At 64.3% G+C, this 22,498-nt stretch carries 14 protein-coding genes and 1 CRISPR repeat array (1 of these 15 only partly in view); of the genes, 7 read left to right on the top strand and 7 right to left on the bottom strand.

The features are described 5' to 3' along the window. Positions 1-537: a CRISPR direct-repeat array (repeat unit 36 nt; unit sequence TCCTCAATGAAAGGCCGTCGAACTAACGACGGCAGG); it reaches 1,820 nt to the left of the window's first position. Between the two features lie 306 nt (positions 538-843). The 5 genes from H9627_RS09820 to H9627_RS09800 form a co-directional block, all read right to left on the bottom strand. Further along, entirely contained in the window at positions 844-4,548 is a 3,705-nt protein-coding gene (locus H9627_RS09820; protein ID WP_191733853.1) for a multifunctional oxoglutarate decarboxylase/oxoglutarate dehydrogenase thiamine pyrophosphate-binding subunit/dihydrolipoyllysine-residue succinyltransferase subunit, read from the bottom strand. 142 nt (positions 4,549-4,690) lie between these two features. Continuing rightward, positions 4,691-8,419 (bottom strand): ABC transporter ATP-binding protein, encoded by a 3,729-nt coding sequence (locus H9627_RS09815; RefSeq protein WP_191733852.1) that lies wholly within the window; start codon positions 8,417-8,419, stop codon positions 4,691-4,693. Between the two features lie 84 nt (positions 8,420-8,503). Next, positions 8,504-9,217 carry a hypothetical protein gene (locus H9627_RS09810; protein ID WP_191733851.1) on the bottom strand — a complete coding sequence of 238 codons (714 nt, stop codon included), beginning with the start codon at positions 9,215-9,217 and terminating at the stop codon, positions 8,504-8,506. A gap of 27 nt (positions 9,218-9,244) precedes the next feature. Continuing rightward, positions 9,245-10,054, bottom strand: a complete 810-nt coding sequence (locus H9627_RS09805; RefSeq protein ID WP_191733850.1) for a shikimate 5-dehydrogenase — start codon at positions 10,052-10,054, stop codon at positions 9,245-9,247. A gap of 46 nt (positions 10,055-10,100) precedes the next feature. Next, positions 10,101-10,553 carry a thioesterase family protein gene (locus H9627_RS09800; RefSeq protein WP_191733849.1) on the bottom strand — a complete coding sequence of 151 codons (453 nt, stop codon included), beginning with the start codon at positions 10,551-10,553 and terminating at the stop codon, positions 10,101-10,103. A 192-nt stretch (positions 10,554-10,745) separates the two neighbouring features. On the opposite strand from H9627_RS09800, the gene H9627_RS09795 reads away from it, so the two are divergent. From H9627_RS09795 to H9627_RS09780, 4 genes are all read left to right on the top strand, one after another. Beyond that, positions 10,746-11,624: a hypothetical protein gene (locus tag H9627_RS09795; protein WP_225213720.1), complete on the top strand. Its 879-nt coding sequence runs from the start codon at positions 10,746-10,748 to the stop codon at positions 11,622-11,624. A 284-nt stretch (positions 11,625-11,908) separates the two neighbouring features. After that, positions 11,909-13,591 carry a carboxylesterase/lipase family protein gene (locus H9627_RS09790; RefSeq protein ID WP_225213719.1) on the top strand — a complete coding sequence of 561 codons (1,683 nt, stop codon included), beginning with the start codon at positions 11,909-11,911 and terminating at the stop codon, positions 13,589-13,591. Beyond that, positions 13,591-14,253, top strand: a complete 663-nt coding sequence (locus H9627_RS09785; RefSeq protein WP_191733847.1) for a (2Fe-2S)-binding protein — start codon at positions 13,591-13,593, stop codon at positions 14,251-14,253. Before H9627_RS09790 ends, H9627_RS09785 begins: the two co-directional genes overlap by 1 nt. A gap of 93 nt (positions 14,254-14,346) precedes the next feature. Further along, positions 14,347-15,162, top strand: coding sequence for a hypothetical protein (locus tag H9627_RS09780; protein WP_191733846.1), 816 nt, complete (start codon positions 14,347-14,349; stop codon positions 15,160-15,162). A gap of 65 nt (positions 15,163-15,227) precedes the next feature. Here H9627_RS09780 and H9627_RS09775 read toward each other — a convergent pair whose 3' ends face one another. Continuing rightward, positions 15,228-15,713 carry a hypothetical protein gene (locus H9627_RS09775; RefSeq protein ID WP_191733845.1) on the bottom strand — a complete coding sequence of 162 codons (486 nt, stop codon included), beginning with the start codon at positions 15,711-15,713 and terminating at the stop codon, positions 15,228-15,230. A 212-nt stretch (positions 15,714-15,925) separates the two neighbouring features. Between H9627_RS09775 and H9627_RS09770 the strand changes: the two genes are divergently transcribed. Together H9627_RS09770 and H9627_RS09765 are read left to right on the top strand one after the other, a co-directional pair. Beyond that, entirely contained in the window at positions 15,926-17,104 is a 1,179-nt protein-coding gene (locus H9627_RS09770) for an MFS transporter (protein WP_191733912.1), read from the top strand. Positions 17,105-17,107: 3 nt separating this feature from the next. After that, positions 17,108-18,472, top strand: a complete 1,365-nt coding sequence (locus tag H9627_RS09765) for a DHA2 family efflux MFS transporter permease subunit (protein ID WP_191733844.1) — start codon at positions 17,108-17,110, stop codon at positions 18,470-18,472. 11 nt (positions 18,473-18,483) lie between these two features. Here H9627_RS09765 and metE read toward each other — a convergent pair whose 3' ends face one another. After that, positions 18,484-20,748: a 5-methyltetrahydropteroyltriglutamate--homocysteine S-methyltransferase gene (gene metE / locus H9627_RS09760; RefSeq protein ID WP_191733843.1), complete on the bottom strand. Its 2,265-nt coding sequence runs from the start codon at positions 20,746-20,748 to the stop codon at positions 18,484-18,486. Between the two features lie 565 nt (positions 20,749-21,313). Here metE and H9627_RS09755 point away from each other — a divergent pair. Beyond that, entirely contained in the window at positions 21,314-22,444 is a 1,131-nt protein-coding gene (locus H9627_RS09755; protein ID WP_191733842.1) for an XRE family transcriptional regulator, read from the top strand. Positions 22,445-22,498 lie beyond the last annotated feature (54 nt).

Below are 22,498 nucleotides of genomic sequence, written 5' to 3'. Positions count from 1 at the left end.
ATGAAAGGCCGTCGAACTAACGACGGCAGGCACAATGATTTTGGCTTTAGATAGGCGCATTTCACGGCTCCTCAATGAAAGGCCGTCGAACTAACGACGGCAGGCAGTCGCAGGCGGTCGGGTTCGCTGACCAGCTGCTGGTCCTCAATGAAAGGCCGTCGAACTAACGACGGCAGGCTTGCCGGACACCCACCCGCGGGACACGTCAGTGGCTCCTCAATGAAAGGCCGTCGAACTAACGACGGCAGGACCAACGAGCAGATTCTCAATGAGATGCTCTCCCGCTCCTCAATGAAAGGCCGTCGAACTAACGACGGCAGGGCGGGTCGGCTTTCCGCTCCTCTAGGACAGCGACTCCTCAATGAAAGGCCGTCGAACTAACGACGGCAGGCTCGGTGTCCTGTGCGTGTGCCGGATGTGCCGGATGGTCCTCAATGAAAGGCCGTCGAACTAACGACGGCAGGTCTTCGATCAGCAGTGCAGCGATGTTGAGCGAGTTGCTCCTCAATGAAAGGCCGTCGAACTAACGACGGCAGGTGCCCTTTTAAATAATAGCCTCTGATTAGGTGTTTTAGGGGGCGTTGCGAGTGCTGTTCCCAAATAACGCAGCGCTTCTGGAAGGAAACCGACAACATCGCCTTGGAAAGTCATCTACCTGCGCGGATGATGGCGCGAGCAAAGCCCGGGATTTCCTGGGTGACCGGGATGCTCGCAAAGTTAAAATGTAGAAGTCAAACGCTATAGGCGGTAGATGAATATTATCGCTTATGAAGGAATAGCGGAACCCCGCTCGCACCCAAAAGGTACGAGCGGGGTTCAGACTATCAACTGGAGTGTTGGAGACTAGGCGTTGAAGGCATCATCCAGCAGCTTCTGCTGCTCGATGGTGTGCACCTTCGAGATGCCGGTCGCAGTCGAGGACTGGGAACGGCGCGAGATGCGACGCATCGGGAGCATGCCCTCGATGAGGTTGGGCAGGTGCTCCTGGTAGAACGGCCATGCACCCTGGTTCGCCGGCTCGTCCTGGACGAACAGGATCTCCTCGGCGTTCGGGTAACCGTCGAACGCGTCACGCAGACGGTTGAACGGGATCGGGTGCAGCATCTCGATACGGACGATGGCGACGTCGTCGCGGTTGTCCTTCTCCTTGCGCTTGGCCAGCTCGTAGTAGACCTTGCCGGAGCACAGCATGATCTTCTTGACCTTGGAGGCATCGGCCACGTTCGGATCATCGAGCACCGACTGGAAGCGGGTGACCTCGGTGAACTCCTCCGGGGTGGAGGTGGCGGCCTTGTTGCGCAGCATGGACTTCGGGGTGAAGACGACCAGCGGACGCTTCATCTTGCCCAGTGCGTGGCGACGCAGCAGGTGGAAGTAGTTCGCCGGCGTGGTCGGCTGGGCGATGGTCATGGAACCCTCGGCGCACAGCTGCAGGAAGCGCTCGATGCGTGCGGAGGAGTGGTCCGGACCCTGACCCTCGTAGCCGTGGGGCAGCAGCAGGATGACCGAGGAGGTCTGGCCCCACTTGGCCTCACCGGAGGAGATGTACTCATCGATGATGGTCTGTGCACCGTTGGCGAAGTCACCGAACTGTGCCTCCCAGGCCACGACGGCGTCCTGGTTGCCCACGGAGTAGCCGTACTCGAAGCCCATGCCCGCGTACTCGGTCAGAGCGGAGTTGTAGACGAGGAACTTACCCTCGCCCTTGGCCTGTGCCAGCTCGTTGAGCGGGTTGAACTCCTCGGCGGTGTTCGGGTCGATGGCTACGGCGTGACGCTGGGTGAAGGTACCACGGCGGGAATCCTCACCTGCGAGACGGACCAGCTTGCCCTCGTTGGCCAGGGAGCCGAAGGCGATGAGCTCGCCCCATGCCCAGTCGATGCCACCCTCGGTGACGGACTCGGCGCGCTTCTTGGCCACCGGTGCCACACGTGGGTGGTAGGTGAAGTCCTCGGGGGTGTTGACGAAGGCCTGGCCGAGTTCGATCAGGTCCTCGCGGGTGATGTTGGTGTCCAGGCCACGGGTGAGTTCCTGGGAACCGGTGATGCCGGTCTGCTCTGCAGGCTGCTTCTTGCCGGCTTCCTTGACCTCGTTGAACACGGATTCCATCTGATCGTGGAAGTCGCGGACAACTGCCTCGGCGTCGCCCTCGGAGAGATCACCACGGCCGAGGAGGTCCTCGGTGTAGGTGGCACGCACGGAGTCGCGTCCGGTGATCAGCTCGTACATCTTCGGCTGGGTCATGGACGGGTCATCAGCCTCGTTGTGGCCGCGCAGGCGGTAGCAGACGAGGTCAATGAAGACGTCCTTGCCGAAGCGGCGGCGGTACTCGGTGGCCAGCTGGCCCACCCAGACAACAGCCTCCGGGTCATCGCCGTTGACGTGGAACACCGGGCAACCGAAGGCCTTGGCGTAGTCGGTGGCGTAGTGCATGGAACGGCTGGAGTCCGGGGTGGTGGTGAAGCCGATCTGGTTGTTGACCACGATGTGGATGGTGCCACCGACATCGTAACCGCGCAGGGCTGCGAGGTTGATGGTCTCGGGCACGATGCCCAGGCCGGCGAAGGCGGCGTCACCGTGGAGCAGCAGCGGGACGACGGTGTAGCCGTCCTGGCCCTTGTCCAGGATGTCCTGCTTTGCGCGGACGATGCCCTCCATGACCGGGTTGACGGCCTCGAGGTGGGAGGGGTTGGCGGTGAGGGAGACCTTGATCTCGCCGTCGCCGAACATCTGCAGGTGGGTACCCTCGGAACCGAGGTGGTACTTCACGTCACCGGAGCCACCGATCTGGCCCTGTTCCATCTGGCCCTCGAACTCGTTGAAGATCGAGGCCAGTGGCTTGCCGACGATGTTGAACAGCACGTTGAGGCGACCACGGTGTGGCATACCGATGACGACCTCGTCCAGGCCCTGGCCTGCGGCGGTGTCGATGGCGGAGTCCATCAGCGGGATCAGTGCTTCGGCGCCCTCGAGGGAGAAGCGCTTCTGGCCGACGTACTTGGTCTGCAGGAAGTTCTCGAACGCCTCGGCGGCGTTGAGCTTCTGCAGGATGTACTTCTGCTCGGCGGCGGTGGGCTTGGGCATACCGGCCTCGAGGCGGTCCTGCAGCCAGGTGCGCTCATCGCGGTCGAGGATGTGGGTGTACTCGGAGCCGACCTTGAGGGTGTAGGCGGCGCGGAGGCGGCTGAGCACCTCACGCAGGGTCATGGTCTCCTTGCCACCGAAACCACCGACGTGGAAGGTACGGTCCAGATCCCACAGGGTCAGGCCGTGGGTTTCGATATCCAGGTCACGGTGGTCCGGAACCGGCATGCCGGGCTGGACCCAGGGCAGTGGGTTGGTGTCGGCGATGAGGTGACCGCGGGAGCGGTAGGCCTCGATGAGCTGCATGACACGGGTGTTCTTGTCCACGCCGGTGTTGGGCAGGTCCTGTGCCCAGCGCATCGGGGTGTAGGGAACGTTCATTTCCTCGAAGATGTGATCCCAGAACGCATCGTCCACGAGCAGCTGGGACATGGTGCGCAGGAACTCACCGGATTCCGCGCCCTGGATGACGCGGTGATCGTAGGTGGAGGTGATGGTGACGAGCTTGCCCACACCGAGCTCGGCGAGGCGGTCCTCGGAGGCACCCTGGAACTCAGCGGGGTAATCCATGGAGCCGACACCGATGATGGTGCCCTGGCCCTTGGTCAGACGTGGGATGGAGTGGCGGGTTCCGATGCCACCCGGGTTGGTCAGGGAGATGGTGACACCCTGGTAGTCATCCATGGTCAGCTTGCCCACGCGGGAGCGTGCGACGACGTCCTCATAGGCCTCGAGGAACTGGGAGAAGGTCATCTTCTCGGTTTCCTTGATGGCGGCGACCACGAGTGCGCGGGAGCCGTCCTTCTGGGGGAGGTCGATGGCCAGGCCGAGGTTGATGTGCTCCGGGACGATCAGGGACGGCTTGCCGTCGACGATGTCATAGGAGTTGTTCATGTCCGGGTGTGCCATGACAGCCTTCACCATGGCGTAGCCGATGATGTGGGTGAAGGAGATCTTGCCGCCGCGGGTGCGCTTGAGCTGGTCGTTGACCATGGCGCGGTTCTCGAACATGAGGCGCGCGGGCATGTCGCGGACGGAAGTGGCGGTGGGCACCTCCAGGGAGAGGTCCATGTTCTTCGCGATGGACTTGAAGATGCCCCTGAGGGGGGTGGTTCCTGGCTCAGGCTTGGCAACTGGCTTGGACAGGGGGGACTCCTTGGCCTTCTTGGCAGGCTTGGATGCCTGGTTTTGCTTGACAGGGGCAGCCTTGGCGGGTGCAGAGGCCGGTGCGGTCTTGGCGGCAGGGGCAGCCTTGGCGGTGGACTTGCCGGAAGTTGAGGACTGCGGCGAAGCTGTCTTCTTGGCTTCGGGGGTGGCGGGGGTAGCCTTTTCAGCCTGTGGACCCCCCTGAGACTCGAAGAGCTCTCTCCATTCCTTGTCCACGGACTGGGGGTCCTTCTTGAACTGCTGGAACATCTCATCCACCAGCCACGCGTTCTGGCCGAAAGTACTAGCGCTGCTCACGGCAGGTACTCGCCTCTTTTCCTTGCTTGTTGAGGGTTCTAAATGGGCTTTATTTTATCCACTGTAACGCTGGTTCCGGTCGCGGGGACCTAGCACCCCAGTTTTAGCACTTTTTGGTAACAGTCTTTCCTAAAATATCCTGTCACCCTACTAAATGCCACATTGTTGCGTAGGTTCCATGCGCTCCCAGAAGTTCATCGTGGGAACCATCCTCGATGATACGTCCCCCGTCAACCACGATGATCCGGTCGGCCCTACTGGCGGTGGCGAGCCGGTGCGCGACGATCACACTCGTGCGGTTCCGGGTGACCCTGGCGGAGGCGTTGAGGATGACTGTCTCGGTAGCGGGATCGAGGGTGGAGGTGGCCTCGTCGAGAAGCATGATCACCGGCTCGATGAGCTCGGCGCGCGCCAGGGCGATCAGTTGGCGCTGCCCGGAGGACAGGCCGCGTCCGCGTTCACCGACGGGGTGGTTGAATCCACCCGGGATCGCGGCGATGGCGGTGAGCGCACCCACCCGGCGGGCGGCGTCCTCAATCATGCTTTGCGACGCCCCCGTCATCCCGTACCCGATGTTGTCGGCGACGGTGCCGGAGAACAGGTGGGCCTCCTGGGGCACATGGCCGATCGCCAGCCTCCAGTCGCGGGTGGGAAAGTCGCGGATGTCGGTGCCGGCGGCGCATACCTGTCCGGCGGTGGGGTCGTAGAGCCGGGACAGCAGTTTCACGATGGTGGACTTACCAGCACCGGTGGGGCCCACCACCGCGACGGTGGTGCCGGGTTCGATGGTCAGGTGCACATTTTCCAGGATGGGTGTGTCGGTGTAGGCGAAGGAGACGTCGTCAAGCATCAGGTGGCCGCCGGCGGCGGCGCGCGCACCGGGTGTGGTGCCGTCGTCGGGCACGGACGGGGTGGTGGCCAGCAGCTCGCGGATGCGGCGGAAGCCCACGGCGGCCTGCTGGTAGCTGTCGAAGATCTGGCTGAGCTGCTGGATCGGCCCGAACATCAGACCCATGTAGAGCACGAACGCCACGAGCACGCCGGGGCTGAGCTGGCCACGGGCCACCTGCCAGGCACCCAGGCCGAGCACGAGGGCCTGGGCGATCTCCGACAGGGCGGTGAGGCCGGGGAAGTAGATGGACACCGCGGTCTGGGAATTCACGCGCAGGCGGCGGTACTCCTCGGCCTCGCGTTCTAAGGTGTCATTGACGCGGTCCTCCATGCGGTGCATCTGCGCGGTGCGCAGGCCGGCGATGGATTCCTGGAAGGTGGCGTTGACCTGGCTGATCTGCTCGCGGGCCTGGGTGTACAGACGCGAGGAGATCCGGCGGAAGATCAGGGTGAGCACCACGATGACCGGCACCACCGCCAGCGCTGCGAGCGCGAGCGTGGCATCGGTGATCAGCAGCATGGTGACCACACCGACGAGCGTGCCCACCGACACCACCGTCTGCGCCAGGCCGGTCTGCAGGAAGGACGAGAGGTTGTCGATGTCGGTGGTCATGCGCGTCATGATGCGCCCCGACATGGTGCGTTCGAAATAATCCATGCTCAGCCGCAGCAGGTGCACAAACGACCGCAGCCGCAGACCGAACAGGAGACGTTCACCGGTCCGGGCGGTGAGCACGGTGTTGACGGTCGCGGCCGCCCAGCCCAGCAGCACCACGACCGCGCCCACGCCGGCAATGATCCACAGCGTGCCGGTGTCGCGGGCCTGGACACCGTTGTCGATGGCCATGCGCATCAGCGTCGGGAAGGCCAGATCGGCGACCACACCCACCAGCAGCAGACCGATGACGGCCGCGATGAGGAAGCGCACCTGGCGGAACAGGCGACCCAGTTCAAAGGGACGGGCCTCGTTCTTCAACCGCGCGGTGTCGATCCGGGGTTGTTCCGTGGCCGGGGGCAGCGCCTCCACCCGTGCGATCAGCTCCGGGGTGGCGGGCATGGACGCACCGCTGCCGCGCCCACCCACACTCGAGGTGTTGGTGATCAGGCGGTAATGACTGCCCTGCTCCTGCAGCGCGGGCCACAGCTCACCGCGGTCGGGCTCGGCGGCGCCGTCGAGTTCGAACTCCGGGGTGCCCGGCTCCTTGAAATCAAGCGCCATGAGGTGCGCGAACCGCGGGTTATGGTTCATCTCCTCCAGGGTGCCGTGGGCGGTCACCACACCGCGTTCCACCAGGCCGACGCGGTCGGCGAGCTCCAGGGAGGAGTGACGGTGGGCGACCATGAGGATGGTGACATCGGTCAGTTCCTCGCGGATGGCGCGGAAGATGCGGTCCTCGGTGGTGGCATCGATCGCGGAGGTCGCATCATCGAGCACGAGCACCCGCGGCCGCGCCAGGAACGCCCGGGCCAGCGCGATGCGCTGCCGCTGCCCACCGGAGAGCGTCAGTCCACGTTCACCGACCACCTCGCCGTAACCGTTGGGGAGCTTGTCCACGAACTCATGTGCCTGCGCCATCTCAGCGGCCCGTTGAACCTGCTCGTCGGTGACATCGAGCCCCATCGCGATGTTGTCGCGGATGGTGGTGGAGTAGAGAAACGGCTCATCGAAGACGGCGATGAGGTTGCTGCGGATATCACCGGTGGCGAGACGGTCGAAGGGCAGCGGGCGGCGCTGGGCATCCAGGAAGGACAGGTGGCCCTGCTCCGGTTGGTAGAAGGCGCCGGCCAGCTGCACCGCCATGGTCTTGCCCGATCCGGGCGGGCCCACCAGCACCATGGTCTCCCCGGGATTGACCGTGAGATCCAGACCGTTGAGGATGCCCCGGAAGTGCACATCGGACAGGCGCAGGCCGAGGGGCTGATTGTCCGGGACGGCGATGGTGTCCACGGGATCGTGGTGCTCGGGTTCCAGATCAACGACCTCGAAGACACGCTCCACCGACGACAGTGCCAGCTGTACACGCATGAGCATGCCCGACAGGGACCTGGCTACCGCCGAGAGGCTGGTGAGGTACGCGGAGAACGCCACGAAGGTACCCACCGTGATCTGGCCGGTCATGGCGAGATAACCACCACCGACGATGTTGACCACCAGGGCGATCTGGGGCAGCTGCTCCACCATGGGGATGAACCGCGCGGTCAGGCGAGCGGTGCGCATGCGCTGGGCGTAGAGATCCCGGGCGTTGTCCTCGAGTTTCTCCACCTCCCGGTCCTCCTGGACAAACGCCTTGACCACCCGGATACCGGAGACGGTCTCCTCAACGTGGGTGGCCAGATCCGCGGCCTTCTGCTGCGCCGACCACGTGGAGGCGAACAGTGCGCGCCGGGAATAGGCCACCGCGAACAGCAGCAGGGGCACGAGGATGACCGCGATGATGGTCAGCGGTGGGGAGATCAACAGCATGATCACCAGGGTGACCACCAGCTTGACCACGTTGCCGATGATCATGGGCATCATCGCCAGCAGGCCCTGGACCTGGTTGATATCCGAGATCGACCGGGAAACCACCTGGCCTGTGCGGATATCGTCCTGGCCGGGACCGTCGAGACGCTGCAGGGTGCCCAGGACCTGCAGGCGGATGTCATGCTGCACACCGATGCTCAACCGGCCGGCGGTGTACCGGCGACCGAACTGGGTGGCATAGCGCGCCAGCGCCACGATGATGATCAGCGTGATCACGGCGGTGAGCATGCTCGTGCCGGCCGGGGTGATGGCGTCGAGCAGGGAGGTGGTCAGGGTGGCGCCCGTCTGACCCAGGGCGATGTCGATGGCCCCGCCGGTGAGCAGCGGGATGGTGAGCTCGAACAGGGTGGCCAGCACTGCGGTGATCACGGTGATGGTGGTCAGCACGGGGCGCTGCCACGCCACGGTGATCAGCTGGCGGAGGCGGTTGGGGGTGGGTGAGGTGCTACGGGGCAAGTGTGGGCCTTTCAGGGGAGAAACCGGAGGGGGAGAGGTCCTTTCGTCGGGTGAGGGGGGCGGGGGATGCGTCGAAAAGCGTTGTTAGGCGGGCAGGGGACCGAGCGACTGGCCGACATTGGTGATGGCCTTGGATGCCAGCTTGCGGTTGGCCAGGGTGCCCACCACCGCGCCGACACCGAGGGGCAGGATCTTACCCAGCCACGCGCCACGGAAACGCTTACCCAGACGCTTGATGGCCATGCGCAGCAGGCGACTGTTCACATCAGCCAGACCGCCGATGCTGAACCGGGAGATATTGGCGGCGGGAAGTTTACGCTTCTTGGAGATATCACCCACGGCGGCATCCACCAGCGCGGTGCCCTGCGAACCGAGCAGCACCACGAGGATCAGCGCACGACGACGCTCCGGGTGGCTGATATCCACCCCGCGCAGGTGGGCGGACGCCATGGTGTAGAACGCCACCGCGTCGAGGAAGACCAGCGACTCCGCACTGACGGCCAACGCGCCGGTGAGGAAACCGATCCCCGGAACAGCCGCGGCCAGACCCACCGACGCACCGGTACCGGTGGCGATCTTCTTCAGGTGATCATCCATGATCTTCTGGATCTGCTGCGGGGAATGATCCGGATTCTTCTGCTTGAGACGTGCCACATAGGCTTCGATGGCACCGGTCTGCATGTGCACGGCCCGGTCCAGCGCCGGAATGAGCAGCTTGCCACCCCACCCCGCATTGTCCTCGACGGACTGCGGGTCGGAATGGATGGCATCGGTGAACGTGGTGGTGTCTCTGGCCATGATGAGCCTCCTGTGGGTGATGGGAGTTTAAGGTGCTGCGTACTCCTCAGCGGCGATGATCTGCTCATCGGTCGGGCGGACGCCCGTGTACAGGTGGAACTGCTCGGCTGCCTGCAGAGCGGCAACCTCTCCACCGTCGATCGTCTTCTTGCCCTGGGACCTCGCGAGCCTGATGAGGGGGGTCTCCACGGGGAAGGCGACACAGTCGAAGATGACCTCAGCGCGGTCGATCTCATCCCTGTCGAAAGCTACAACATCCTCATCGGGTCCATTCATTCCCAATGGAGTCACATTGACCAGAACCTGGGCGTGTTCCGGGACCTGCGCGGAGTACTCCCAACCGTAACGCTGGGCGAGGGCCGCACCGGTGGTGTGATTACGCGCCACGACGGTCCCACGCATCCCGTGATCGGTCAGGGCGGCGATGACGGCGTTGGCCATCCCGCCGGAACCACGCAGCGCAACATGCAGATCCGGGTCGACATCATGGGCCCTGAGCAGGTTGATCACCGCGGTGTAGTCGGTGTTGTACCCGGTCAGGTGGCCATCATCATTGACGATGGTGTTGACCGACCGGATCCGCTCCGCACTGGGATCCAGGACATCGATCAACGGGATCACATCACCTTTATAAGGCATGGACACACCCGCACCCCGGATGTTCAACCCGCGGATACCAGCCACCGCCGCGGTGATATCCGCCGGGGCGATGGCCTTGTAGAGGAAATTCAGGCCCAGCTCAGCATAGAGCCAGTTGTGGAAGCGGACCCCGTGGTTGGACGGACGTGCAGCAAGAGAAATACACAGGGTGGTGTCCCTGTCGACGTGGTTGACCATGCACTGGATTTTATACTCTTTTACACAGCCGGGGCGTTGGGGCCAATCAAATCTGGGTGGCGCCGAAGCTGTCTGCGAGGTTGTTGACAGTGTCGGTGAACTGCTCCCGATCCACCACAACCCGCTTATGCGTGCCGCGCCCCTGCACCGTGTCACCCGCGGTGACCTCCACCGACCACTCCGCAGAACGCTTGCCGACGCCGGTGGCCGTCACCCTCACCACCAGCTCCGCACCCTCCGTCGCCGGCGCATCATGGGTGATGTCCACCCCCACGCCCAGCGAGATCACACCCTCCGGCAGGCTCGCCTTCAAATGGTCCATGCACGCCCATTCAATGAGGCCGACGAAGAACCCCGTGGCGAAGACCCTCGGCATCGCCGCGAACTCCTCCGACTCCGGGTACAGATCAGGCACCGCCTTGTTGCCGGGGACGGTGTAGCGGAATTCGTGGATGTCGCCGACGGTGATCGGGCCGTTGTCAATGAGATTGATCGTCATGTCCGCAGATTCTACGTGTGTTGAGTCACATCCGGTGGTGTGTTTTGATGGACCGGCGAACATTCTTCGGGGGAGGGATCGACAGTGGGGGACAACCATCTGGGCGCGGGCCCGTTCCATCGTCCGGCTGACCTGGACCAACCCAACTACTGGGCGTTGCGACGTGAAGTCCGCGGGGGTCGGTTAATACGGATGAGTACCGGTGTCTACGTGGAATCGGAGTACTGGCATTCCCTGTCAGAGACAGATAAGGAAAAAGCACACGCGGTCATGATCGCACGTCGGACTGGAGCACCTCTCGTGGGAAGAACCGCGGCCCTGTTCCACAGGTTCCCGCTGCCATCTTCACTGACTGACATCCCGGTGGAAATCGGACACCGCAGAACCGGGTCCGTAACCCCGGTGATCCACCGTCACCTGGGTCCTGACCTGCCCGAACACCTCCTGACCATCGGCAAGGGTCAGAATACCTACCGTCTCACCAACCCCACCCGCACCTGCATCGACGTGGCCCGGTGGTATCCGATGTGGGAGGCCGTGACCTACATGGATCACGCCCTGCGAACCCGCATGACCAGCATGGCGAAGCTCCGGGAACACCTGGATCAGATGCGCGGCTTCAAGGGGATCGCCTCGGCCCGGACGGCGGTGAGACTGACCACGCCCTGGTCAGAGAGCCCCCGGGAATCCGTGACCAAGGTGGCGATGTTCCACGCCGGGCTGCCCGCGCCCCTGCAGCAGGTGGGTATCTACGACCCCCGCGGGGATCTCCTCGGACGTGTCGACTTCCTCTTCGAGGAGATTTCAGTTGCCGTCGAATACGACGGAATGGGGAAACCTGGGGGCGAGTTCGGCGTCTCCTCCCTGGCCGCCACGAAATCCGAGTTCAAACGCCACAGCCTGCTCACCCAGGAGGGCCTGCTCGTCTTCCGGTTGAACGCTGCTGATTTCACGCATCGTGACGGCATTGACCGTCTCGTCGAGCAGGTCCGCAGAGCCTCCCACCATTCCCGGCCCTTTCCGCAGGAGCGGTTTCGTGCGGCTGGCCGGGCCTGGCGTGAGGCGCCGTGACAAAAACTGTTGTTTTGTGTACCGGGGAGGGGCATTTCCCCAGGATGGAGTTTGCAAACCAACGGAATTTGCCACGCCGGTGGCCGGTCGCCGACCCGTCGTGACAAAAACTGTTGTTTTGTGCGCCCCGGCCCCGCGTTTCCCCAGGAAGCCTGAGACAAACCAACGGAATTTGCCACACCGGGCCCCTGGCGCGCGGCCCACCCCGCCCACCAGGGCAATCCTGCTCACACCCGCCGCGGTTCAATTGCCGCCCCCTCGCAACCGGCCTAGCCTTGGGTCTTATGGATGGATCGACGTGGAAGCCGCGGCCTGAGGGGCCGATCGCCAATAGTGCGGCGGGTTCGGTGTTGGCTGATGAGTTGGTGGTTCCCACTTCGTTGGGGTTCGTGAGAGGTGTGCGGGGGCCGGGGCTACGTACGTGGCGGGGGATTCCCTATGGTCGCAATACCGGGGGGAAGTACCGGTTCCGGGCGCCGCGTCCGATGAAGCGGTGGAAGGGGATCAGGGATTGTTCGGTGTTCGGGGATGTGGCGCCACAGCCCACCTATTCCTGGACTGACCGGATTCGGGGGTCGGAGGATTGTCTCAACCTGGATATCGTCAGGCCGGATAACAATGAGCAGCTGCCGGTGGTGGTGTATATCCACGGTGGTTCCTACATCATGGGCGCCTCGAGTGAGAAGGCGCTGCGGGGATACAACCTGGTGAGGGAGATGGACGTGGTGTACGTGTCCATCAATTTCCGCCTGGGGGCGTTGGGGTATCTGGATCTGCGGTCGGTGGGGGAGGATTGCGTGGCCAACCCGGCGCTGCATGACCAGCTCATGGCCCTGAACTGGATCAAGAGGAATATCGCGAATTTCGGTGGCGATGCGGAGAACATCACCCTGATGGGTGAGTCGGCGGGCGCGGCCGGGGTGATCTCCCTAATGTGTGTGCCCACCGCGAAGGGGTTGTTCCACCGGGCGGTGGTGCAGTCGGCACCCATGGCCACGGTGCATTCCTCTACGCAGTCGAAGTTGTGGGCCCGGGAGCTGGTGTACCGGATGGCCATGCCGCGGGATACCACCCTGGAGGATCTGCGTAAGGAATCAGCTGATGACATTGTGCGCGCCGGGCAGTCCATGCTGTGGAAGTCGGGGGAGTTACTGTATCTCAATTCCTGTTATGGCCCGACCGTGGATGGGACGCTGTTGCCCGATCATCCGCTGGTGATGTTCGAGGAGGGCAGGCAGGCGCGGATTCCCCTGATCATCGGGACCAACTCGGATGAGACATCCTTTTCCAAGGCCTTCTATCTGCGCAGCTCGGCGCGGAGGAGGTCGGCGCTGCGCATGCTCAGTGTCTTTGATCCGGAGAACACCGAGCAGGTGCTGGATGCCTACGGGGGCGCGGAGTCCCGGTCGGAGTTCGCGCAGCTGCTGGCGGATGCGATCTTCTGGGCGCCGTCCGTGCGACTGGCGCAGGCGCATGCGAAGTTCGAGCCGACGTGGATGTACCGGTTTGATTATGCGCCGGAGTCGCTGCGCAAGATCGGGCTGGGTGCTATCCATTCGTTTGAGCTCAATGCGGTGTTCGGGGATCATGAATCCTCGCGCACCATGGGGTTCACCCGCCTGGGTGGTGGTGCGGAGCATCTGGAGAATATCACCGAGCTGGTGCAGCACCACTGGGGTGAGTTCATCCGCACGGCATCACCAGGGAAGGAGTGGCATCCCTACCGCGCGCAGACCGATGACGCGCCGGGGTGGGGGACGTTCGTTATTGATGTCAACAGCCGCATGGTGTGGGACCCACGTCAGGCCAAACGGAGGGCATGGGAGAATTACGAGATGCTGGAGTGGGGCACGGGACGCCCCGACCTGGCCGCGGAACTCGATTACCTGCTCACGCAGAGTGATGAGGAGGAAGCCGTGCCGGGGATGCGCTGGATGAATCTGATGCAGATGTTTGGAGCACGTTGATGAGTTTCTGGAACCGGGTCGTGGCCCAGTACCCCCTGTTTGCCGACACGCTGGTGCCGGGGCCGGGTGCCCGGCCGATCACCGTGGAGGAACTCGCCGCCACGGAGACGGTCACCGCGGCGGTGGCGAAGGGGCAGGAGATCTTCGAGATCGCCCAGCCCAAGCATGCGGGACAGTTGTGGTTCTATACGTTGTGTAATGCGCTGGTTGCCCCCTCTGTCTACGCGATGGTGGAGTTTGATCAGGTCCCCAGCCTTGATCTCCGGCAGGGGCAGCTGCATGCGCGGGACGAGTTCTGGTTCGGTTTCGTCCCGGGGGCCTTTCTCGGTCCGGGGGAGTGGCGTCTGGCCGGGGCGCAGTACGGTGAGGCGATCGGGGTGGTCGTCGACAAGCTCTGTGAGGTGGCCGGGCTGCGGCCGGCGCCCCTGTGGGCGGTCGCGGGGGACTGCCTGGCGATCGCGGCCTCCCAGGCGGGCGAGGAGGCCTTCGAGGAGGAGCTGGCGCGCGAGGTGGCCACGGAGCTTATCGACGGTCTATCCACCGCCGCATCCGTCCCCGCCCCCAGATTTTCCGGGGATGGACAGTACAAACGTGCAGCGTGCTGCATGATCTACCACTCCCCGAACGCCGATATGTGCACCTCCTGTCCGCACCTCCGGTGAAGTGGTAGGCATGTGCGGGGATCGGGCACTAGAGTGGTCGGCAGTGTCTGAGGGACCCTCCTCGACACAACCCAGATGGAAGGTCATCCGAACATGAGCTTTTTCGAGGACATCGCAGCTGCGCTCGACAGAGATGGTATTGAATCGCGCGTCAATGGCGACACAATGTTCGTTCCGATCACCTCTGACCTGGAGATCCAGTTCGTGGAGATCGATTCCCTCCTGCCGGCGGCCAATGTCTACATCGCCGCCGCCAATGTGGATGAGGATGATGAGGACTTCGAGGCCGTTCTGGTCTCCGTGGTGTTCTCCATTGACGATGCCGTAGCAGCCGTGGCCAAGCATGTCGCCACCGATCAGGTGGTCACCGTCCTGCGTGATCTGCTGGAAGGCACCGACGAACGTATCCAGGATCTGGAGTTCTACCAGGACGCCGTCAACGCCAACCTGGTGCGCGCCGAGGTCGGACAGAACTCTGAGCTGCAGGTTCTTGTCGAGGTGGAGAATGGGATCCCCACCGCCACCGTCAGTTTCGTCGCCATCGGGGAGACTTTCGAGGACCTGGTGGACCAGGCCATCGAGGAGCTGTGGGAATCCGACGGTGATGCGGTGCTCTCGGAGGAGGACCGCCAGCGCATGTTCGCGGACCTGACCACCGAGCTGGAATTCGCCACCGATGAGATCCTCGATCTGGGTACCTTCACCGACTTCGACCGGCTTTTCGATGTCCTCTCCCTCGCCGATGACCACGCCGAGGACTGGGAGGAACAGCTCGTCCCCTTCGATGATGAGGAATTCGATGAGCCCGATGTCTACGATCTCTTCGTCGATGACTCCGATGAGGACGACTTTGAGGGCGACGATGATGAGGACGACGACGATGATGAGGACGACGACGGTTCGAAGTAACTGAGTCTTCCCCCGGTCACTGATATCCGGTGACCGCGGGGTCCCAGTGCACTGCTCATCCAGAGTCAGGCGGCCCTGGACGGTTGCTGGAACAGTGACGCCGGGGACCGGACCGGGGTGAAACGGGCATCCACCAACCAGCAGAAGGTGGGTGTTGGTTCATCGGTGAGCTGATGGACGGCGGTGATGTGGTCGTCGGCAAGCAGGGCGCGCACCCACGCCTCGGCGCCGGCGCGGGGGACGCGTCGGCCTGCGGGGTCGGTGATCCGCACGGTGACCAGGTAGGCCGGGGCCCGGGTTTCGCCCGTGCCGCGGACGATCTCCCGGACCACATCACCGACCCTCATGCGTGACAGTGTCAGGGTGAGGGGATCATCGCCGGGTAGGCGGGTGCTCGGCGGCCGCCAGGTGGGTACCGGGCGCGCGAGTGATCGTGGGTGCCGCATCATGGAGGTCACGGTGGCGAGGACCTCGGGGAAGGTGTCGCGCAGATGCTCGGCGTGGCGGGTGGGGGAGGGGATCGGGGCAAGACGGTTGATGTGTTTGATCATGGTGGTGAGCTTAGAGCGCCCACCGGACACGCGTTCGAATAGTAGTAGAAAGTTTGTTCGAATAAACCCCGCCCGGTGCAGCTCAATGGAATATTCCCGGCAACAGGGCTAGCCTTGATCAGGAAATGGTGAATACTCAACAAAATCCTGAACCGGTGCCCGTATCCACGCCTGCACCGCAGGCAGCGCAGACAGAGCGCCCGAAGATCCCCATGGAGATCTGGGTCCTGGTCGCCGCTGCATTTATCATCGCACTGGGGTACGGACTCATCGCGCCGATCCTGCCGCAGTTCGTCGTGACCTTCGATGTCAGCCTCGCCGCCGCGTCCGCCGTGGTGTCCATCTTCGCCGGTGCGCGCCTGCTGTTCGCGCCGGTGTCGGGCACACTCATCGACAGGCTCGGCTCCCGCAGGGTGTATCTCTCGGGCCTGCTCATCGTCGCGGTGACCACCGGACTCGTCGCGTTCGCCCAGGAATACTGGCAGATTCTGGCGCTGCGCGGCATCGCGGGCATCGGTTCGACGATGTTCACGGTCTCCGCGATGGGCCTGATCGTGCGGATGGCGCCGGTGGAGATCCGCGGCTGGTGTTCCTCCACCTACGCCTCGGCATTCCTGTTCGGCAACATCATCGGCCCCGTCGTGGGTGCCGCGCTGTCCACGCTGGGTATGCGACCCCCGTTTGTCATCTACGGTGCTTCCGTCGCACTCGCCGCCCTGGTGGTGTGGTGGAAGATGCCCAAGGTGGATGACTCCCTGCGCTCCCGGGCCGATTCCGGTGTGACCCCGCTGCGGTTCATGGAGGCCATCCGGGATTCCGCCTACCGCTCCGCGCTGGTCGGCGCGTTTGCCAACGGTTGGTCCAACTTCGGTGTCCGGGTGGCCACTCTGCCGCTGTTTGCGGCTGCGATCTTCACCAACGGTGGAGTGGCAGCCGGTTTCGCCATGGCCGCCTTCGCCGCTGGCAATGCGCTCTGCCTGCAGTTCGCCGGCGACCTGTCGGACCGGATCGGTCGAAAGCCCCTGATCATCTCGGGCCTGATCACCAATGCGCTGTTCACCGCCACCCTGGGGTTCGCCACCAATATCTGGGCCCTGTGCATCCTCTCGGCGCTGGCCGGGGCGGGCGCGGGTCTGCTCAACCCCTCCCAGCAGGCGGTGCTTGCCGACGTCATCGGTTCCGACCGCGCCGGCGGCAAGGTCCTGGCCAACTTCCAGATGGCCCAGGACTTCGGCGCCATCACCGGCCCCATCCTCGTCGGTGCGATCGCGGGTGCCTTCGGCTTCCAGTACGGCTTCCTGCTGTGCGGTGTCATCGGTCTGCTGGCCGCGGTGTTCTGGATGTTCGGCCGGGAGACCCTGCCCAGCAAGCAAGTGGACACCACCGTCTAAGCCATGACCGCCACGACAAACACCCCGATCCCGGAGAACCGCGCCTGGAAGGCACTCGGCGCGCTCAGCGTCGGACTCTTCCTCACGCTGCTGGACCAGTCGCTGGTGGCGGTCGCCCTCCCACGTATCCGGGAGGATCTGGGGGCCAGCCTCAACCAGGCGGTGTGGGTGTCGGCGATCTATCTGCTCACCTTCGCCGTGCCGCTGCTCATCACCGGCCGGCTCGGTGACCGTTTCGGGCAGCGCACCGTATATATGGCGGGCATGGCGCTGTTCACCGTCTCCGCTCTGGCGTGTGCCCTGGCACCCACCATCGAGCTGCTCATCCTGGCGCGAGCCTTCCAGGGCCTGGGCGGCAGCCTGCTCAACCCGCAGCCGCTCAGTATCATCCACCGCATCTTCGCCCACAACCGCAGGGGAGCGGCCACCGGTGTATGGAGTGCCGTCGCCTCGAGCGCGGGACTGTTCGGTCCGGTCGTCGGTGGTGTGCTGGTCGGCGCGGTCGGGTGGCGTGCGGTGTTCTTCGTCTATGTGCCCCTCGGCCTGATCTCGCTGGTGGCGGTGGCCCGCTATGTGCCCACCCTACCCACGGGCACCTCGCGCATTGATTACCTCTCCGGCGCTGTCAGTCTCATCGCGGTACTCGGCATTGTGGTGGCACTCCAGCAGGGGCCTGAACTTGGTTTCGGCCCGCTGATCTGGCTGTCCCTGGCCGGTGGTATCGCGGCCCTGGTGCTGTTTGTGTGGATGCAGACCCGCTCGAGCGCACCGCTGATGCCGCTGCGACTGTTTGAGACGCATAATTTCTCCCGCGGCGCCTTCGCGGTGTTCACCCTGGGGTTCACCGTCTATTCGGTGAATCTGCCTATCATGCTCTACCTGCAGACCGCGCAGAACATGGCCCCCGAGACCGCCGGTCTCATGCTGGTACCGATGGGGGTGTTGTCGGTGCTCATGTCACCGGTGATCGGTCGGCTCACCGACCGGGTGGCGCCGGGGATGATCTCGAAGATCGGCTTCGCCGCCATGATCACCGCGATGTCGTTGTTCGCCGTGTTCATGATCAGTGGCGCCGGCGCACTGACCCTGCTCATCCCGGTGGTGCTGTTCGGCGTGGCCAATGCGATGTGCTGGGCGCCGAACTCCACGATCTCCCTGCGTGATGTGCCGCAGGATCTGGTGGGGTCGGCCTCCGGTGTGTACAACACCGCCCGGCAGGTCGGCGCCGTGGTGGGCGCGGCGACCCTCGGTGCGACGATGCAGCTCGCGGTGACCCTGACCGAGTTCGGCACGGCCATGGGTATCGCGATCCTGTTGACGGTGGTACCGCTGGCCGCCGGGCTGGCGGCGGTCTCACGGTTCCGGTAGTCAGGCGCTTGTCAGACGCTGGTCGATGCCCGCTGCAGCAGGTTAGTGCGGGCCTGCTCCGCTGCCGCGACCAGCACCTTCAGTGAGGCGGTGGTCTCCTCCCAACCACGGGTTTTCAGACCACAGTCCGGGTTGACCCACAGGCGCCTCGGATCCACCGACTCCAGGGCGGACGACAACAGCTGCGAGACCTCCTTCAACTCCGGTACACGCGGGGAGTGGATATCCCACATACCCGGACCCACACCGAGGTGGAACCCGGAGGATTTCAGGGCGGCGAGCACCTGCATATCGGAGCGGGCCGCCTCGATGGTGGTGACATCCGCATCCAGGTCGATGATCGACTGGATCAACTCATTGAACTCGGAGTAGCACATGTGGGTGTGGATCTGGACATGGTCGGGGGCTGTGGACGTCGATAGGCGGAAGGCGCCGACCGCCCACCGGGTGTAGGCCTCCTGCTCGGCCCGGCGCAGGGGCAGCAGCTCGCGGATGGCGGGCTCATCCACCTGGATGATCTTCGCGCCGGCGTCCACCAGGTCGGTGATCTCCTCACGCAGTGCCAGGGCGATCTGGTCGGCGGTGACCGCCAGGGGCTGATCATCACGGACAAACGACCAGGCCAGGATGGTCACCGGACCGGTGAGCATGCCCTTGACCGGCCGGTTGGTCAGGCTCTGGGCGTGGGCGAACCACCGCACCGTCATCGGCTCGGGGCGGGTGACGGTGCCGAACAGGATCGGCGGACGCACACAGCGGGAACCGTAACTCTGGACCCAGCCGTTGGTGGTGGTGAGGAAACCATCCAGCAGCTCCGCGAAGTACTGCACCATGTCATTGCGTTCCGGTTCACCGTGCACCAGCACATCCAGGCCGAGGTCCTCCTGGGCCTTGATCACCTGGGCGATCTCATCGCGCATCGCGTCCTCATACTGCTCAACGGTGAGGTTCCCGGCGCGGTAACGGGCGCGTGCGGACCGGATCTCACGGGTCTGCGGGAAGGACCCGATCGTGGTGGTCGGCAGCGCCGGCAGGTCCAGGGCCTCGTCCTGGGCTGCTGTGCGTACATCGAAGGGGGAGCGGGAGCGGTCGGCATCGGTGATGTCGGCATCCCGCGCGGCGGTGAGCACCGAGTGGCGACGGTCCGCGAGCGCGGCGGCTGCGGCGTCGAAAAGCGTCTCGTTGATCTCGCCCGCCAGCGCATCGGCCAGCGCGACCACCTCCCGGACCTTCTCCTCGCCGAAGGCGAGCCACTCGCGCACCTCCGGGTTGAGCCGGGTCTCGGCGGTGAGGGCATAGGGGACATGCAGCAGCGAACACGAGGTGCTCACCGCAACGGGGCCGCGTGCCTGGAGTCGACGCAGGGTGCCCAGGGCCGCGCACAGGTCGGTGCGCCACACATTGCGGCCGTCGACGATGCCGGCGACCAGCAGTTCCTCGCCCTCCCAGGCCTCCAGCGCGGTAACGCCATCGGAGACGAGGTCCACGCCGATCGCGCCCAGACCGATGCCAGCCAGGGTGTCCAGCGCCTGATTACCGGCACCGAAATAGGTGTTGACGAACACCCCGCCCCGTGTGGCCAGACGGGCATACCCTGCGCGCACCCGCTCCAGCACCTCCGGTGCGATATCGGTGACCAGTGAGGGCTCGTCCAACTGCACCCAGGTGGTGGGCAGCTTGGCCAGCAGGCGCTCGAAGATCTCGAAGAGTGTCTCCAGATGATCAAGGGGATCAGACCCGTCGGTGGTGCGCGACAGGGAGAGGTAGGTCAGGGGGCCGATGAGGACCGGGCGGACGTCATGGCCGCGGGTGAGCTGATCCTGGATGTCGGTGAGCAGGGCGGTGTCATCGAGGATAAAGCGGGTATCCGCCGACAACTCGGGCACCAGGTAGTGGTAATTGGTGTCGAACCACTTGGTCATCGCGCTCGCCGGGAGCTCCGCGGTGCCGCGGGCGGTGGCGAAATAGCGGTCGATGTGGGCGGGCAGGCCGTCATTGGGGTGGTCATCGATGTTCTGGAACCGCTCCGGGAATACACCCAGCAGGGCGGTGGTATCCAGCATTGCGTCATAGTACGAACGCCCCGCGGTGGGAATGTTGTCCAGGCCGGCGGCGGCCAGCTGATCACAGTAGTCATTGGTCAGCGTGGTGGCGGTCTGGCTGAGTTCGCGGCCGGACACAGAGCCGGACCAGAAACTCTCGAGGGCGAATTTCAGTTCGCGGTGCGCGCCGATCCGTGGGACACCAGCGATGGTGGAGGAGAAAAAAGAAGTCACTTGGAAAAGTCCTTCTGCTTGAGCCGAACGTGCAGATCCCGGCTAGGACGCACGGCAATCCTTGTGGGGACCGACCTTGCGATGGGCAGGGGGGATGCCGGGGAGCGGCTGCATGCTGTGCGTGTGCATGCGTGTGCATGCGTGTGCAGAAGGGCTGCCCCGGGTGTCCCCGCCTGGTCGCGAGGTGGTCCTACCTACCGCGTCACCTGCCTGGCAGGTGGTGCGATCCTCATCATCCGGGGCTCCAGGGAGAGGACAAAAGGTAAACCGATTGCGTGTCCAACCAAACCCCAGACAGCTTGGTCTGTCAAGGAGCGGGAGGGAATTAAATTCATCCCGTGGGGCAGGGGAGTGGGTCGCTCGGAGGCGGTGGAAATAGGCGCGGGTGCGCGTGCGCCTGGGAAAAGCCCCTTCCTATTTGGTCACAATCAGGTATCATTGGTGGAAGATCACAGCAGGTCAGGGACGGGTTCCGTGGCCTGCTGTCAGTGATAGAAGACGTTTTGCCCTCACCGGTGGCACCCGGTGTGGCGGCGATGAAGCCGATAACTCCAGGAGGATGAGCATGCCTACTTCGCACCCGCGGAACTGGGGTGTGCGCCCCAGATTCCTCAACCCCCACCGCATTGAACTGGCCCGCAGGCGCCGAGGTCTGACCAAGACAGACCTGGCCGTGCGCCTCGGCGTGAACCCCCGCACGGTCAGTGGGTATGAACGCTCCGGTGCGCCACTGGCCCGTGGTGCGGATCTCTCCGCGCACCTGGGATTCCCTGTGGAGTTCTTCGCCCAGCGTGACCCCGTGGACATCCCGCCGGCCAACATCAACTTCCGGGCCGGGCGCCGGGCCACCGCCGTACACCGCGGTGCCGCACTGGCGGCAGCCTCCAATGCGGTTGAGGTGGCGGGGTGGGTGGCCGGCCGGTTCGTCCTCCCGCAGCTGAAACTGCTGGACCTGGGTGGGGCCGATCCTGTCACCGGGGCCGCGCTGCTGCGGACCTCCTGGGGCATTGACACCCAGCCCATCCCCAACATGGTGCACCTGGCGGAGTACTTCGGCATCAGGGCCTACAGTCTGCCCGCACTCGCCGAGAAGGTCGATGCTTTCTCCGTGTGGTCGGGTCGGGTGCCGTTCATCTTCATCGCCCGGCGGAAAACCCCCGAGCAGTTCCGCTTCGACATCGCCCACGAGATCGGGCACCTGACCCTGCACAGCAATGAACCACCCGCCGCGAAACAGGAACGCGAGGCCGACCTTTTCGCCTTCGAACTGCTCCTGCCACGCACCGCGATCCTGGAGAAACTCCCCCCCAACCCCTCTGTGGAGCAGTTGCTGGAGCTGAAGAACGAGTACCGGGTCTCGGCGATGATGGCCGCGGTGGCCACCCACCGCGCCGGGCGGCTGTCCGACGCTGCTTATCGACGGATGCTGCTGGAACTACACACCCTCGGTTATAAACACGGTGAGCCCGACGGCCTGCCCGTCCATGAAGCCTCGTCGGTGTTCCCGCAGGTGTTCACCCCGGAACGGTTCAGCCCGCAGCAGGCGGCGGATGATCTGCACCTGCCCGTGGAGGAGATCCACGGGCTGACATTCTCCACCGCGCTGCATGTGGTGAAACCGACCTCGGAGCCCACCTATTTCCGCCCACCCCAGCTCGCCCGGATCGAGGCCCCGCAATTGCGCGTGGTGGAATAGGGGAGCAGCGGCTCCGGTTCACGGCGTGGCTGTCCCTGCATGACAGCGGTTAGC

Source organism: Corynebacterium gallinarum (genome assembly GCF_014837045.1).
Classification (GTDB): Bacteria; Actinomycetota; Actinomycetes; order Mycobacteriales; family Mycobacteriaceae; genus Corynebacterium; species Corynebacterium gallinarum.
Note: the sequence above shows the minus strand (reverse complement) of the source record. Positions and strands in the feature narration are given on the sequence as shown.